Origin of the sequence: Pseudarthrobacter sp. NIBRBAC000502770 (genome assembly GCF_006517815.1) — a bacterium.
In the GTDB taxonomy this organism is placed as follows: Bacteria; Actinomycetota; Actinomycetes; order Actinomycetales; family Micrococcaceae; genus Arthrobacter; species Arthrobacter niigatensis.
In genome coordinates this window covers 3,100,691-3,113,687 of the sequence record NZ_CP041198.1, presented here as the reverse complement: position 1 = coordinate 3,113,687, position 12,997 = coordinate 3,100,691, and the positions used below count along the sequence as shown (strand labels likewise).

Annotated in this window: 11 protein-coding genes and 1 tRNA gene; 7 read left to right on the top strand and 5 right to left on the bottom strand. The window is 64.0% G+C overall.

Going from position 1 to position 12,997, the window contains the following annotated elements; genetic code table 11:
• Nucleotides 1-80 precede the first annotated feature (80 nt).
• Complete coding sequence (locus NIBR502770_RS14945) at nucleotides 81-311, top strand: hypothetical protein (protein WP_141159357.1); 231 nt, start codon at nucleotides 81-83, stop codon at nucleotides 309-311.
• A 140-nt stretch (nucleotides 312-451) separates the two neighbouring features.
• Here NIBR502770_RS14945 and NIBR502770_RS14940 read toward each other — a convergent pair.
• From NIBR502770_RS14940 to NIBR502770_RS14920, 5 genes are all read right to left on the bottom strand, one after another.
• Nucleotides 452-528, bottom strand: a tRNA-Pro gene (locus NIBR502770_RS14940).
• A gap of 83 nt (nucleotides 529-611) precedes the next feature.
• Entirely contained in the window at nucleotides 612-2,438 is a 1,827-nt protein-coding gene (locus NIBR502770_RS14935) for an ABC transporter ATP-binding protein (RefSeq protein WP_141182456.1), read from the bottom strand.
• Entirely contained in the window at nucleotides 2,435-4,243 is a 1,809-nt protein-coding gene (locus NIBR502770_RS14930) for an ABC transporter ATP-binding protein (protein ID WP_141182455.1), read from the bottom strand. Before NIBR502770_RS14930 ends, NIBR502770_RS14935 begins: the two co-directional genes overlap by 4 nt.
• Before the next feature lie 195 nt (nucleotides 4,244-4,438).
• Entirely contained in the window at nucleotides 4,439-5,383 is a 945-nt protein-coding gene (locus tag NIBR502770_RS14925; RefSeq protein WP_141182454.1) for a metallophosphoesterase, read from the bottom strand.
• Nucleotides 5,384-5,389: 6 nt separating this feature from the next.
• Nucleotides 5,390-7,723 (bottom strand): transglycosylase domain-containing protein, encoded by a 2,334-nt coding sequence (locus NIBR502770_RS14920; RefSeq protein ID WP_141182453.1) that lies wholly within the window; start codon nucleotides 7,721-7,723, stop codon nucleotides 5,390-5,392.
• Nucleotides 7,724-7,760: 37 nt separating this feature from the next.
• Here NIBR502770_RS14920 and NIBR502770_RS14915 point away from each other — a divergent pair, with 37 nt between their 5' ends.
• The 6 genes from NIBR502770_RS14915 to NIBR502770_RS14890 all read left to right on the top strand — a co-directional run bounded on the left by NIBR502770_RS14915 (nucleotide 7,761) and on the right by NIBR502770_RS14890 (nucleotide 12,996).
• Nucleotides 7,761-7,916, top strand: a complete 156-nt coding sequence (locus NIBR502770_RS14915) for a DUF4177 domain-containing protein (protein WP_009359196.1) — start codon at nucleotides 7,761-7,763, stop codon at nucleotides 7,914-7,916.
• Nucleotide 7,917: 1 nt separating this feature from the next.
• Entirely contained in the window at nucleotides 7,918-8,451 is a 534-nt protein-coding gene (locus NIBR502770_RS14910; RefSeq protein WP_141182452.1) for a RidA family protein, read from the top strand.
• Between the two features lie 15 nt (nucleotides 8,452-8,466).
• On the top strand, nucleotides 8,467-9,378 hold the full coding sequence (locus tag NIBR502770_RS14905) for an NUDIX hydrolase (RefSeq protein ID WP_141182451.1): 912 nt from the start codon (nucleotides 8,467-8,469) through the stop codon (nucleotides 9,376-9,378).
• Nucleotides 9,379-9,437: 59 nt separating this feature from the next.
• Nucleotides 9,438-10,439, top strand: a complete 1,002-nt coding sequence (locus tag NIBR502770_RS14900; RefSeq protein WP_141182450.1) for a LacI family DNA-binding transcriptional regulator — start codon at nucleotides 9,438-9,440, stop codon at nucleotides 10,437-10,439.
• 216 nt (nucleotides 10,440-10,655) lie between these two features.
• Complete coding sequence (locus NIBR502770_RS14895; protein ID WP_141182449.1) at nucleotides 10,656-11,990, top strand: extracellular solute-binding protein; 1,335 nt, start codon at nucleotides 10,656-10,658, stop codon at nucleotides 11,988-11,990.
• 97 nt (nucleotides 11,991-12,087) lie between these two features.
• Nucleotides 12,088-12,996 carry a carbohydrate ABC transporter permease gene (locus NIBR502770_RS14890; RefSeq protein ID WP_141183458.1) on the top strand — a complete coding sequence of 303 codons (909 nt, stop codon included), beginning with the start codon at nucleotides 12,088-12,090 and terminating at the stop codon, nucleotides 12,994-12,996.
• Nucleotide 12,997: the final 1 nt, after the last annotated feature.

Genomic DNA, 12,997 nt, shown 5'->3' with positions numbered 1-12,997 from the left:
TGTGGAAAATATTTTACAATGTGTGTCAACAAGGACAGTGCTGGCTTTGTAACGAATCCGACTCGTATTGAGGAACTTATATGTTGAAGAAGATTGCAACCGCGGCCGCCTTGGCTGGGGCCCTGGCTTTTTCCGCGGCGGCTCCGGCCGTTCTGTCTGCAGGTTCCATCGCCGATAACTCGGGTACGTCGGTAGCTATTGGCAACTGGCCTGACCCCGCCTCCACCAAGGCGAAGAAGGACAAGAAGACCACTACTACCACGGACACCTCCATCGTCACCTACATTGGCAACTGGCCTGACCCGGCGTAAATAGCTTCCTCATAACAGGAGGCGAGGGCAGCCCCGGAGCAACAGCTCTGGGGCTGTTCCTTTTAAGCCGGCGGGCAACTGGCGTAACCACATCGAGATGCAAAAAAGAGGGCCTCCGTTTGGAGACCCTCTTTCCGTTATGGTCGGGATGACAGGATTTGAACCTGCGACCTCTTCGTCCCGAACGAAGCGCGCTACCAAGCTGCGCTACATCCCGATCCGCTGCAAAAGCAACTTTACAAGGATAGCCGATTCCGGGTCCCGATGCGAAATCCTGAGGTCGGCCCCCTGCCGGCAGCCTCAGACCAGCGAATCCTTCCACGCGCCGTGGAGGTCAGCGAACCGTCCGCCGCCGCCAATGAGTTCGTCGGGAGTGCCGTCTTCCACGATCCGTCCGTCGTGAACTACCAACACCCGGTCCGCCGTCTCCACTGTGGACAGGCGGTGGGCGATGATCAGCGCTGTCCTCCGTGCTGCCTCCGTCCCGGCCAGCAGCCGGGCCAGCCCTGCCTGCACCAGGCGTTCGGACGGGATGTCCAGCGAAGAGGTGGCCTCATCCAAAATCAGCACCGCAGGCCGCGCCAGGAAGGCCCTGGCAAAGCTGATCAGCTGGCGCTGGCCGGACGAGACCCTGCCGCCGCGCTTGTTGACGTCCGTGTCGTAGCCCTCGGGGAGTTCCAGGATGAACTCGTGCGCCCCCACAGCCTTGGCGGCCTCTTCGATTTCGGCCCGGGACGCTTCCGGACGGCCCAGGGCGATGTTGTCGGCAACGGAGCCACTGAACAGGAAGGCTTCCTGGGTGACCATGACGATGTTGCGGCGGAGGTCGGTGGTGGCCAGGTCGCGGAGATCCACACCGTCCAGGGTGAGTGTTCCGGAGGTGACGTCGTAGAACCGGGCGATGAGCTTGGCCAGGGTGGATTTTCCGGCGCCCGTCTGGCCTACCAGCGCCACGGTCTGTCCGGCCGGGATGTGGAGGTCCAGCGCGGGAACCACTATGGGGCCGTCACCGTAGCGGAACTCGACACCGCTAAAGTCGATCCGCCCCGTGGCCGCAGGCAGGGCAACAGGGTTCTTGGGCGGCCGGACCGTGGGCACCTCTTCGAGGAGCCCGGAAACCTTCTCCAGGGCGGCCTGCGCGCTCTGGAACGAGTTATAGAACATGGCCATCTGGTCCACGGGCTGGAAGAACCGCTTGGTGGACAGAATGAGGGCCAGGAGCACGCCGACTGCGAGGTCGCCGCCCAGCACCCGGAATCCGCCGAAGAGCAGGACCACGGCGACGCAGACGTTGCCGATCAGCACCAGGCCCGGCTGGAAGATGCCGTTGAGATTGATGGAGCGGACAGTGACCAGGCGGTAGTCCTCAGCCAGCTTGCCGTAGCGCTCGGAGTTCTCCCGTTCCTTGCGGAAGGCCTTGACGGCGCGGATGCCGGTCATGGTTTCCACGAAATGCACGATCAGCCGGGCGGAGACCACGCGTGATTCGCGGAAGGCGATCTGCGAGTGTTTCTGGTACCAGCGGGCCAGGAAGAACATGGGTACGCCGGCGGCCAGCACCAGCAGCCCGCTCCGCCAGTCCAGCGCAAAGATGGTGGCGGCGGTGAAAGCCATGAACAGCATGCCTGAGGCCAGGGAGCTGACGCCCGAATCGAGGAGTTCGCGCAGCGCCTCCAGGTCCGAGGTCTGCCGCGCAATGATGCGGCCGGACGTGTACTTCTCGTGGAACTCGAGGCTAAGCCGCTGGGTGTGCCGGAAAACCCGGACGCGGAGATCCAGCAGCATGGCCTGGCTGAGCCGCGCCGTGGAGGTGACGTACAGGGCGGTGAGTCCCGCCGTCGCAATTGCTGCCAGCAGGTAGGCGACGCCGGTGAACACCAGCGGGAGGTTGTCGCCGGCTTGGAGTGCGGGGAGGGCGTGGTCGATGCCGAAGGCGATCAGGGCCGGGCCCGCCACGCGCGCAGCCTGGGAGAGCACCACCATGGCAATAGTGAGCCAGAACCGTACCCGCACCGGACGGATCAGCGACCCCAGCAGGGCCAGCGACCGGCGTCGTACCGCGCGGCTCTCCGCCTTGCTGAGGTGGGCGTTGTCCTCGTTGGCTGTGCCAAAAGCTGCGGCGCTCATCGGGTCACTTCCTCGGCCTGGTCTTCAAGTGCCGACAGTTCGGAGTCCAGGTCCCGCGGCTCCCGGTCCAGGCTGGCGATGACGTAGCGGTAGTGCTGGTTGCGGGCCAGCAGCTCGGTGTGGGTTCCGACGGCGGCGATCCGCCCGTTTTCGAGCAGTGCTACCCGGTCAGCGAGGGCCACGGTGGATGGCCGGTGGGCGACGATAAGGGTGGTGGTGTCCTTGAGGACCTCCCGGAGGCGTGCCTCCACCAATTCCTCGGTGTGGACGTCCAGGGCGGACAGGGGATCATCCAGGACCAGGACACGCGGACGGGCGGCGATGGCGCGCGCCAGGGCAATGCGCTGCCGCTGCCCTCCCGACAGGCTCAGGCCTTCCTCGCCGATCAGAGTGTCCACACCCTGGGGCAGGGAGTAGGCGAAATGGGCCTGGGCAACGTCGAGGGCTTCATCGAGTACCTCATCGGAGCGGACCGGGGCGCCGAGCAGCACATTGTCCCGCACCGAATTCGAAAAGAGCGTGGTGTCCTCGAAAGCCACCCCTACCATGCGGCGCAGTTCCTCCACGTCGAAGTCCCTGATGTCGATGCCGTCAATGCTGATGGCGCCGCTCGTGACGTCATACAGGCGGGGAACCAGCTGGATCAGCGCGCTCTTGCCGCTGCCAGTGATGCCCACCAGGGCCATCGTCTCCCCGGGCCGGACATCGAAGTTGATGTCCTTGAGGATCGGCTTGTCCGGGGCGTCTTCGAAAGCGAAGGTTGCGTTGGTGAAACGGAGCGCCCCGGCGGGCTGCCCTGGGCGCCGTGGTTCCGCCGGGCTGGTAATGGTGTTGCGGGTGTCCATCACCTCGTAATGGCGGTCGACGGCGGTCTTGGCAGTGAGTGCCATGGCCAGCAGCATGCCGGAGAATTCCACGGGGGAGGCGATGACCGCGGCCGTGGCGAAGAAGGCAACCAGCGAGCCGATGCTGAGCTGGCCGCTGGCGCACAACATCACGCCGACCACCAGTCCGGCACCGAGGGCCAGTTCGGGGAGCAGGGTGACCACCATGGTGAAGGTCGCCTGGTGGCGCGCTTTCGCGATCTCCGTCTGGCGAAGCTCCTCCGCCTGCTCGTTGAAGTTTTCCAGGGCTTCGCGGCTGCGTCCGAACGCCTTGAGCACTCGGATGCCGTGGACGGATTCCTCTACGGTGGTGGCGAGGTCGCCGGCCTGGTCCTGGCTGCGCCGGGCAACCTTGCTGAACCGGGTACGGAACCGGAAGCTGTTGATGGTGATGGGGACGGCGGCGGCGAGGAAGATCAGGGCCAGCTGCCAACTCATGGCAAACATGGCAAGGATGCCGATCACCACGGTAAGGGTGGTGACCACCAGCATGATGGCGCCGAACGCCATCCACCGCCGGAGGAAGTTCAGGTCCGTCATGGCCCGGGACAGCAGCTGTCCGGAGCCCCAGCGGTCGTGGAAGGAAACTGTCAGTTCCTGCAGGTGGTCGTAGAGTGAAACCCGCATCCGGGTTTCCACCGTGGTTGCGGGGTTGATGACGAACTGCCTGCGGAGGGCCACCAGTCCTGCTTCGGCGATGCCCAGCACCAGGATGACCCCTGCAGAGGTCCAGACCGCCTCTGTGGTACCCCCTGGCTGAAGGGCGGTATTGACCAGGACACGCAGTACTTGGGGGATGGTCAACGCCACGATGCTGGCCAGCAGGGCACAGAGAAGCCCCAGCACAAGCCTGGGAAGGATGGGCCGGACATGCGGATAAAGACGGCTGATGGATCGGAAAAAGGGAGTCTGCTTGGCCATGCCCGCTTCTCAAGCTCTAAAACGAATGTAGTTTCCTCTAGCAACAACCCTATGCCATTGGCGTGAGGCGGTTCACAGGGATTTGCGGCGCCGTCCGGCTGCTTGCCCAGTTATTGCAGACCGTAATGCGGGATGCCTTACCAGGTATGGTCCCCAAAACCGCATTTTAGGGACCCTATCTCATAGGGCAACGGGTCAGTTGCGGGAGGTCAGGGTCAGCAGGACGGCCTCCGGCTTGCAGGCGATCCTTACCGGGGCGAAGCGCGAGGTGCCGATGCCGCCGGAGACGTTGACCGGCGTCGTCCTCCCGTTGCTTGACCAGTCATTGAGGCCCTTGGCGCGCCACGTGGGAATGTCGCAGTTGGCGATGATGGCCCCGTAACCGGGGATGCACAGCTGGCCGCCATGGGTGTGGCCGGCGAGCAGGAGGTCTGCGCCGCTTTCCGTGAAGTGGTCCAGCACGCGCTGGTACGGCGCGTGGATGACGGCGATCCGGAGGTGGTCATTGGAATCCTGGTTGACCGTTCCCCGGGGCCATCCGGCGTACCGTTCCCGGTTCAGGTGCGGATCATCGACGCCGGAAAAATCGAAGCGCATACCGTGGAGGACCACTGACTGGTTGCGGTTGGTCAGGTCCACCCAGCCGCTCATCCCAAACCCGGAACGGAGGCGCGGCCAGTCCAGGGCGACCGGCTTGGGCTTTACCTTGGACGGACCCAGCAGGTAGGACGCAGGATTCTTGGGGCTGGGGGCGAAGTAGTCATTGGAGCCCGGGACAAAGACTCCGGGGAACTGCAGCAGCGGCTTCAAAGCATCCAGCAGCGGGTCCACCGCCTTGACGTGGCTGAGGTTATCGCCCGTGTTCACCACCAGGTCCGGCTGGAGCTCCGCCAGCGACCCAAGCCACTCAGCTTTCTTCTTCTGCCCGGGGACGAAGTGGATATCGCTCAAGTGCAGAATGCGGAAAGGGTCCCTCCCGGGCGGGAGGATGGCCAGGGTTTCCTCACGGAGGACGAACTGGTTCTTTTCCCACAGCCCATAACCGAAGGCGGCCATCCCGGCCGCGGTTCCGGCTCCTGCAGTGACGGCAAAGCCGCGCCCGATGGAACGGGCGCGGCTTGCCAGGTTATCCATGTCCATGTGCGGTCAGCCGTTTCCCTTGCCGTTGCCGTTGTTGCTGGGGGCGGGGGCTGGGGCAGGAGCCTGGGTGGCGGGGGCCTGCGGTGCTGGAGCCTGGGTAGCCTGCGGGGCGGGAACGGGCGCCTGGGTGGCTTGGGGAGTGGTCCGGCCAGGCGTCGTGTTCGCCGTAGGGCCGCTGACCATGTTGCTCGGAGGCGCGGGGAACGGGTTGGTCCCGTACGCCGGTGCGATCTTGGTCATGAAGTTGGAGAACATCGGTCCGGCAATCATGTAGCCGTCAATGCCCTGGTAAAACTTGCCGTTGATCGTGACATTTTGCCCTGCGCGGCCCTGGTTGCCGAGCGGATCACCAAACCAGGCAGCGGTTGCAAGCCCCGTGGTGTGGCCAACAACCCAGGTGGAACCATTGAGGTTCGACGTACCCGTCTTGGCGCCGATGGGGAAGCTGGTCTTTGTGGAGATCCGGGGCTGGATCAGCGAACCTGAACCGCGGTTCAGGACTTCCTGCAGTGCGTAGTTCACGCCCCTGGCCACCTCGGGCTTGATGGCATCCCGGCAGCTGCTGGACTGGGCCGGAAGCTGCTTGCCCGTAGCGTCGACAACGGAGGTGATGGCGATGGGTTCGCAGTACTTGCCGTCATTCGCGAACGTGGCAAAGGCACTCGCCATGGTCAGCGGCGACGTCTGGGTGGACCCCAGCAGGTTGCCCAGGGTCGACATGTCGATCTTCGGGTGAGGGTCGTCTCCGGAGGGCAGGCCACTGTGCATTCCTGTTGCGTCCACGATTTTCTGGATTCCACACAGATCCAGCTGGGCGGCGGACGCAAACGTCACAGTATTGATGGAGTTGTAGAGGCCTTCGAGGACTGTCAGCGGTCGGTACCACTGCGGCTCAGCATTTTGCAGGTCATCTGCGGCGCCCAAGCCAGCGTTCTTCTGGGCCGTGCTGTAACCGTCCACGACCTTGCCGCAGGTGTCCTTCCACGGGTAGCCGATGGGGTAGACCCGCTGGGCGGCGTTAACCACCGTGTTCATGGTTTTGCCTTCATTCAGCCACTCGGCGAAGGTGAATGGCTTCATGGTCGAACCGGGCTGGAAACCGCCGATTCCGTTGAGGTCGTTGCCGTCCTTGTCCAGCTTGTCCACGTTAAAGTTCAACTGCGAGTCAAACCCCTGGCCCGGCAGGAACGTCGTGTTCTGGGCCATCGAGATGATCTTGCCGGTGCCTGGCTGGACGGAAACCATCGAGGCGCCCCATTTGTCCGGGTTGGCCCCCGTGGCGGCGTTTGCCTGCTCCTGGGCGGTGGCCTGGGCGTTGGGGTCGAGTGTGGTGGTGATGGTCAGGCCGCCGCCGTAGATCAGCCGCTGCCGGTCCTTGACGTCCGCACCGTAGGCGGGGTTGTTCTCCAGCAGGTGGAGGATGTAATCGCAGAAGTACGGGGCGGTGGCCGCATAGGAGCAGCCCTGCTTGGGCTGGGTGACCTTCGGCTCCACCGGCGTGGCCACGGCGGCCTGGTACTCCTCGGGAGTGATCTTCTTCTGGTCCTTCATCAACCCCAGCACCAGGTCGCGGCGCTGCTTGGACTTCTCCGGGTTGGTAATAGGGTCGAAGGCCGACGGGCTGTTCACCAGGCCGGCAAGGAGTGCCGCCTGGGGCAGGGTCAGATCCTTGGCGGTGGTGCTAAAGAAGTAGCGCGAAGCGGCTTCGATGCCGTACGCATCACGGTTGAAGAACACGATGTTCAGGTAGCCCTCAAGGATCTGATCCTTGGTGAAATCCTTCTCCAGGGCGATGGAGAGCTTCATCTCGCGGAGCTTGTCCCCAACGCCCTTGTTGACGCCGTTGAGCTTGATCTGGTCTTCCTCACCGGCGGCGGCGAGGTTCGCGTTGAGGACGTTGTTGACGTACTGCTGCGTAATGGTTGATGCGCCCTGCTTGTTGCCGCGGGCGGTGGCGACCAGCGCACGCAGGATGCCGGTGGTGTCCACACCGCCGTGCTCGTAGAAGCGGCTGTCTTCCACGGCGATGATGGCATTCTTCATGTTCGGGGAAATCTGGTCCAGCGGGACCTTGGTGCGGTTCTCCGTGTAGACGCTGGCGATCTCGCTGCCGTCCGCGGCCAGGATACGGGTGGTCTGGCTCGGGGGATCGACCTTCAGCTCCGCCGGGAGGGAGTCGAAAAAGTCGATGGAACCGCTTGCCGCACTGCCGGAAACGGCCGCGGCGGGGACCAGCAGGCCGGCCACCAGGACACCGCAAATCGCGCTCACACCAAGGAAAAGAAGGATTTTACCCAGTGTGGTGGCAGTGTCGAATAAGGGGTTGTTGCGAGTCGCCATGTTTTCCACTTTACCGGCAACGGCTACGCTTTCTCTCATGACCAAATGGGAGTACGCGACGATTCCGCTCATCATTCACGCCACAAAGCAGATCCTGGACCAGTGGGGAGAGGACGGCTGGGAGCTCGTCCAGGTAGTCCCCGGACCCGACGGTAACGGCCTTGTCGCCTACCTCAAGAGGGAGAAGCAGTAGCATGAGCACCCCCGCAGAAGCCCAGTCCAGCCCGGCGACGGCGCCGGTTTCCGCCGTCGAGCAGCGCCTCGCGGAACTTGGCCTTGCCCTCCCGGAGGTTGCCGCCCCGGTAGCCTCCTACGTTCCTGCTGTCGTCTCCGGCAGCCACGTCTATACCTCGGGCCAGCTGCCGTTTATTAACGGCAAACTCGAAGCTACGGGCAAGGTTTCGGCAGGAACGGAAGGGTTCGCCGACGAGCCCACGGTTTCCCCGGAGGACGCCCAACGCTACGCGGCAGTGTGCGCCGTCAACGCCCTTGCTGCCGTCAAGAGCGTCATCGGTGACCTTGACCGCATCACGCGGATCGTCAAAGTTGTGGGATTCGTCGCCTCGGATCCCTCCTTCACGGGCCAGCCCGCCGTCGTCAACGGCGCCTCGGAACTGCTGGGCCGCGTCCTTGGCGACGCTGGGCAGCACGCGCGGTCCGCCGTCGGCGTTGCCGTACTTCCACTCGACTCTCCCGTAGAGGTCGAGTTGATCGCCGAATTCAGCTAAGACCGGACACTTCCCTTGCCGCACCTCGCACGACGCCTTTTTGCACTGCCCCAGGATCTGGAAGGGGCAGCACAAAGCTGGCTCGAACACGGCGAGCGGACCCCCAGGGCCGCCCGCTACGCATCATCCGTAGTCCTCCTGCGCGATTCACCCACCGGTTTGGAGACGTGGCTGGGTTACCGTCCCGGCTCCTCGCCGCTGGGGGTCCTCGCGTTCCCCGGCGGGTCCCTTGACCCGTCCGACGACGAGCCCATGGGTTGGCTGGGCCCGTCGCCGCAGCATTGGGCTGAGCAAATGGGAACGGACGACGTCGGGCTGGCGCGCCGCCACGTGGTGGGGGCCATCCGGGAACTCTTCGAGGAAACCGGCATCCTGCTGGCTGGTCCGGATATGTCCAATACGGTCGAAGCCACGTCAACGTCCGAATGGATGCGGGCCCGCGTGGCCGTCGCGGACCAGGAAAAGACGCTTGCCCAGGTCCTGGGCAAGCGCGGACTTTCCCTCCGCACCGACCTGCTGAAGTCCCTGGTCAACTGGCGCAGCCCGGACTTTGCGCATCGCCGGTTCGATACCCGGTACTTTGCGGCCACCCAGCCGCTTGGCCAGGAGCCGTCGCTGCTTGAGGGCAAAGGCGTGTGGGGCCGATGGGTCAACGCGGCGCAGGTAGTGCAGGAACGGAACACCAGCAATCTCGGGGACGAGGCAGGCCAGGAGAACACCGTGGGCCGCCCCTTGGGCGAACTGCTCGTGCCGGGCTCGGAAATCATGCTGGAAAAGATGGCGACGGCCAACGGCTGCATCGCTTATTTGAGCTACAAGCGGAAGCACCACGTATACCAGCCAACGCTGGTCGAAGAAGACGGCAGGCTCATGCTTGAAGTCGAGGCGGCCAAGACCGTGGCAGGGGACCACCAGCGCGAACGCTGACGCCCTGCAGAGGCGGGTAAAATCCTCAACAATGCCACACCGGAAGCAAGGGGGCGCCTTTGCGCGCAACGGTCAAGGACGTAGCGCGCCTCGCAGGGGTTTCGCCAAAGACAGTCTCGAACGTCATGAACGGAATTGTCCCGGTCAGCGCTCCCACCCGAACCAGGGTGGAGCAGGCCATGGCCGAGCTGGACTATGTCCCCAACCTCTCCGCCCGGGGGTTGCGCAACGGCAGGTCTGGCGTCATTGCCCTGGCTTTGCCGGACCTGGCCACGCCGTATTCTGCCGAAATTGCGCACAGCGTGGTGGAAGTAGCCCATGAACAGGGCTGGAGCGTGCAGATCGAGGAGACGGGATCCGATCCCACCCGCGAGTACGAATTGATGTCCCGCGCGCGCTCCAACCTGATAGACGGGTTGATCCTCAACCCCGTGGTGCTGGACGAGAGTGCCGTCAAAGTGGGCGTCGCCCTGCCTCCCGTGGTCCTGCTTGGGGAAGTGTCCCAGAAGCTGGCCGACCGTGTGTGGGTGGACAGCGTCGCCGCCGCCCGTGACATGACACTGGCGCTCGGCAGGACGGGCAGGCGGCGTATCGCGGTCCTGGGCGCCGCCGAGGGCAGGGGCTCCGCGGCAGCCGTCCTCCGCACCCGCGGGTACCAGGCCGCGCTTGGCGAACTCGGCATCCCCTGGGACGACTCGTTGATCATCCCTTGCGAAAAGTGGAGCCCGGATACGGCAGCCCATGCTCTTTCCGCCTACCTTGACGCGCACCCGGTGCCCGAGGCGCTGTTCTGTTTCACCGATTCCATGGCGATCGGTGCCCTGAGCGAGCTGTGGAAACGCGGCCTTCGGGTTCCCGACGATGTGGCCGTTGCGGGTTTCGACGACATCGCAGATGCGAAATATGCGGTGCCGTCACTGACAACCGTCTCCTTCGACAAGCGCAGGGTGGCCAGCGAAGCCCTGCGGCTCCTGACCGAACGCATGCAGGACCGCGAGGGCCCGCAGCGCGTGGTGGCCGTCGATTACGAAGTCGTGGAGCGGGAAAGCACCTCTTCCTAGGCCCTGCACGCAGCGCCGGCCACTGGCGTGGTGTCGAAGCGAGACAGCGGGATCACTTTGCGAACGCTAACAATTTTCATTGCGGGGACGCATTACATCGATGTAATGTGAGGCGTGCGTCACACCGGAGCCTGCAGGACTGCGATGAGGGACACCCGGCAGCAACGGTTGTGGCAACGGAATGACTTTCAGCGGACCCATCCAAAGGAGTGACGGGTGAAGCAGTTTGATTTTTTCGACGACAGGCAACTGTCCAGGCGCCGGCTGTTGTCCGGAACCGCAGCGTTGGGAAGCGTGTTCGCCGCGGCGGCCTTGTCCGGGTGCGGCGGAAATGCCTCCGCCGCGGCCCCCAGGGATATCCAGTTCTGGCATCTCCTGTCCGGTGGCGACGGCATCAAGATGCAGAACATGATCAGCAAGGTGAACGACGCCAACCCCGCGTTCAAGGTGCACCCGACAGTTCTTGCCTGGGGGCCGCCGTACTACACCAAGCTGGCCATGGCATCGGCCGGCGGCCGTCCGCCGCAGCTGGCCATCATGCATGCCAGCCGCGTTCCCGGCTATGCGCCCGGCGGCCTGATCGACCCATGGGACCTGGACCTGCTGTCAGAGTTCGGCGTCACCAGCCAGAGCTTCGCGCCCAGGATCTGGGACAAGAGCCGGAACAACGGCAAAGTCTTCTCCATCGCCCTGGATTCGCACCCCTTTGTCATGTTCTATAACCGTGACGTGGCGGGAAAGGCAGGACTGCTTGGCAGCAACGGGCAGTTGCAGGAAGCGAAGTCCCCGCAGGAATTCATCAGCATCGCGCGGGAAATGCAGAAAGTGACCCAGGCGCACGGTCTGTCCTTCGGGTACCTCGGCAGCGGGTCACAGATGTGGCGCCTTTTCTACACCCTCTACCGGCAGCACGGGGCAAGCATGGAACTGACCCCCGGCAAGCCAATGGTGGCCGACAACGAGGCCGCCGTTGAGTCCCTGGAATTCATGACCTCCCTGTTCGATGACACCCTCGCGGCGCAAAGCGGCGACATCAGCACCGGCATCGCGGAATTCGCCCGCGGGGGATCAGGCATGCTCTTCAGCGGGGTCTGGGAGCTTCCCACCTTCAAGAAGGCAAACCTGCCCGTTGACGCCGCCACCATCCCCACGCTGTTCGGAACGCCGGCCGCATACGCTGACTCGCATTCCTTCGTGCTTCCCCGGCAGCTGAACGTCGACGACGCCAAGCGCCGCGACGTCTACAAATTCGTCAGCGACATCCTCAAGGGCTCGCTGTCCTGGGCCGAGGCAGGACATATCCCCGCCTTCCAGCCGGTGGTGCAATCCCAGGCCTACCGCGAACTGACGCCCCAGATACACTACGCCAACGCCGCAGACATCATCGCCTACGACCCGGAGGCCTGGTTCAGCGGATCGGGCTCCGACTGGCAATCGTACTTTGCGGAGACCGTGCAGAACGTGCTCCTCGGCCGCGACAAGGCAACTGATGGCTGGGACGCCTTTGTGCGGCGCACCAACACCCTGCTTTCCCGTCCCAACCCGGTTTGAACCGCCAAGCGACACAGGAGTCCAAATGAGTTCCGTAGCAACATCACACAACAGCGAGGGTCCGGCGGGTTCGCTGCCCGGGCTGTCCCGCCAAAGAATGTCCAAGCAGGCGGGGTCCAGGACCGCCGGGTCCCGTTCCCAGGGAAGCCGGGACAACCTCAACGGCTGGGCCTTTGCCGCGCCGTTCCTGGCATTCTTCCTGGTCTTCCTCGTCTGGCCCCTCCTTTACGGGCTGTACATGAGCCTGACCGGCAAGTCCCTTACCGGGGCCAACGACAGCCTGATTGGGCTGACAAACTACAGCGAAGCCCTCGCCGACTCCGACATGTGGCATTCGCTGGGCAACACCCTTTACTTCACGGTCATCAGCACCGTCCCGCTGGTGGTCGTTGCCTTGGTCATGGCCGCCCTGGTCAATGTCGGACTGCCCGCGCAATGGCTGTGGCGGCTGTCCTACTTTGCCCCGTACCTGCTGGCCTCCACCGTTGTCTCCCTGTTCTTCACCTGGATGTACAACCCCCAGCTGGGCCTGATCAACGACTCACTGGCCAAAATCGGGCTGCCGAAAGTTGCGTGGCTGAACGACCCCGGCGTAGCCATGTGGGCAATCGTCATCGCCACCCTGTGGTGGACGGTGGGCTTCAACTTCCTCCTGTACCTGGCGGCGATGCAGAACATCCCCGCCCAGCACTATGAAGCGGCGTCGCTGGACGGCGCCGGTGCCTGGCGGCAGTTCTTTTCCATCACCCTGCCGCAGCTGGCCCCGACCACCGTGATGATCGTGCTCCTCCAGATCCTGGCGTCGCTGAAGATTTTCGACCAGGTCTACCAAATGACAGCAGGCGGCCCGGGCGGTGCCACCCGGCCCGTGGTGCAGTACATCTTCGAAACCGGCTTCACCGGATACCGGCTGGGCTACTCGGCAGCCATCTCCTACATCTTCTTCGGACTGATCGTGGCCGTTTCGGTCATCCAGTTCCTCATCACCCGCCGCAGGAGTGCATAGC

Coding starts and splice junctions, on each gene's coding strand:
- NIBR502770_RS14920 (WP_141182453.1), bottom strand. CDS start 7,723: ATGGCGACTCGCAACAACCCCTTATTCGACACTGCCACCACACTGGGT.
- NIBR502770_RS14935 (WP_141182456.1), bottom strand. CDS start 2,438: ATGAGCGCCGCAGCTTTTGGCACAGCCAACGAGGACAACGCCCACCTC.
- NIBR502770_RS14910 (WP_141182452.1), top strand. CDS start 7,918: ATGAGCACCCCCGCAGAAGCCCAGTCCAGCCCGGCGACGGCGCCGGTT.
- NIBR502770_RS14925 (WP_141182454.1), bottom strand. CDS start 5,383: ATGGACATGGATAACCTGGCAAGCCGCGCCCGTTCCATCGGGCGCGGC.
- NIBR502770_RS14945 (WP_141159357.1), top strand. CDS start 81: ATGTTGAAGAAGATTGCAACCGCGGCCGCCTTGGCTGGGGCCCTGGCT.
- NIBR502770_RS14915 (WP_009359196.1), top strand. CDS start 7,761: ATGACCAAATGGGAGTACGCGACGATTCCGCTCATCATTCACGCCACA.
- NIBR502770_RS14890 (WP_141183458.1), top strand. CDS start 12,088: ATGTCCAAGCAGGCGGGGTCCAGGACCGCCGGGTCCCGTTCCCAGGGA.
- NIBR502770_RS14930 (WP_141182455.1), bottom strand. CDS start 4,243: ATGGCCAAGCAGACTCCCTTTTTCCGATCCATCAGCCGTCTTTATCCG.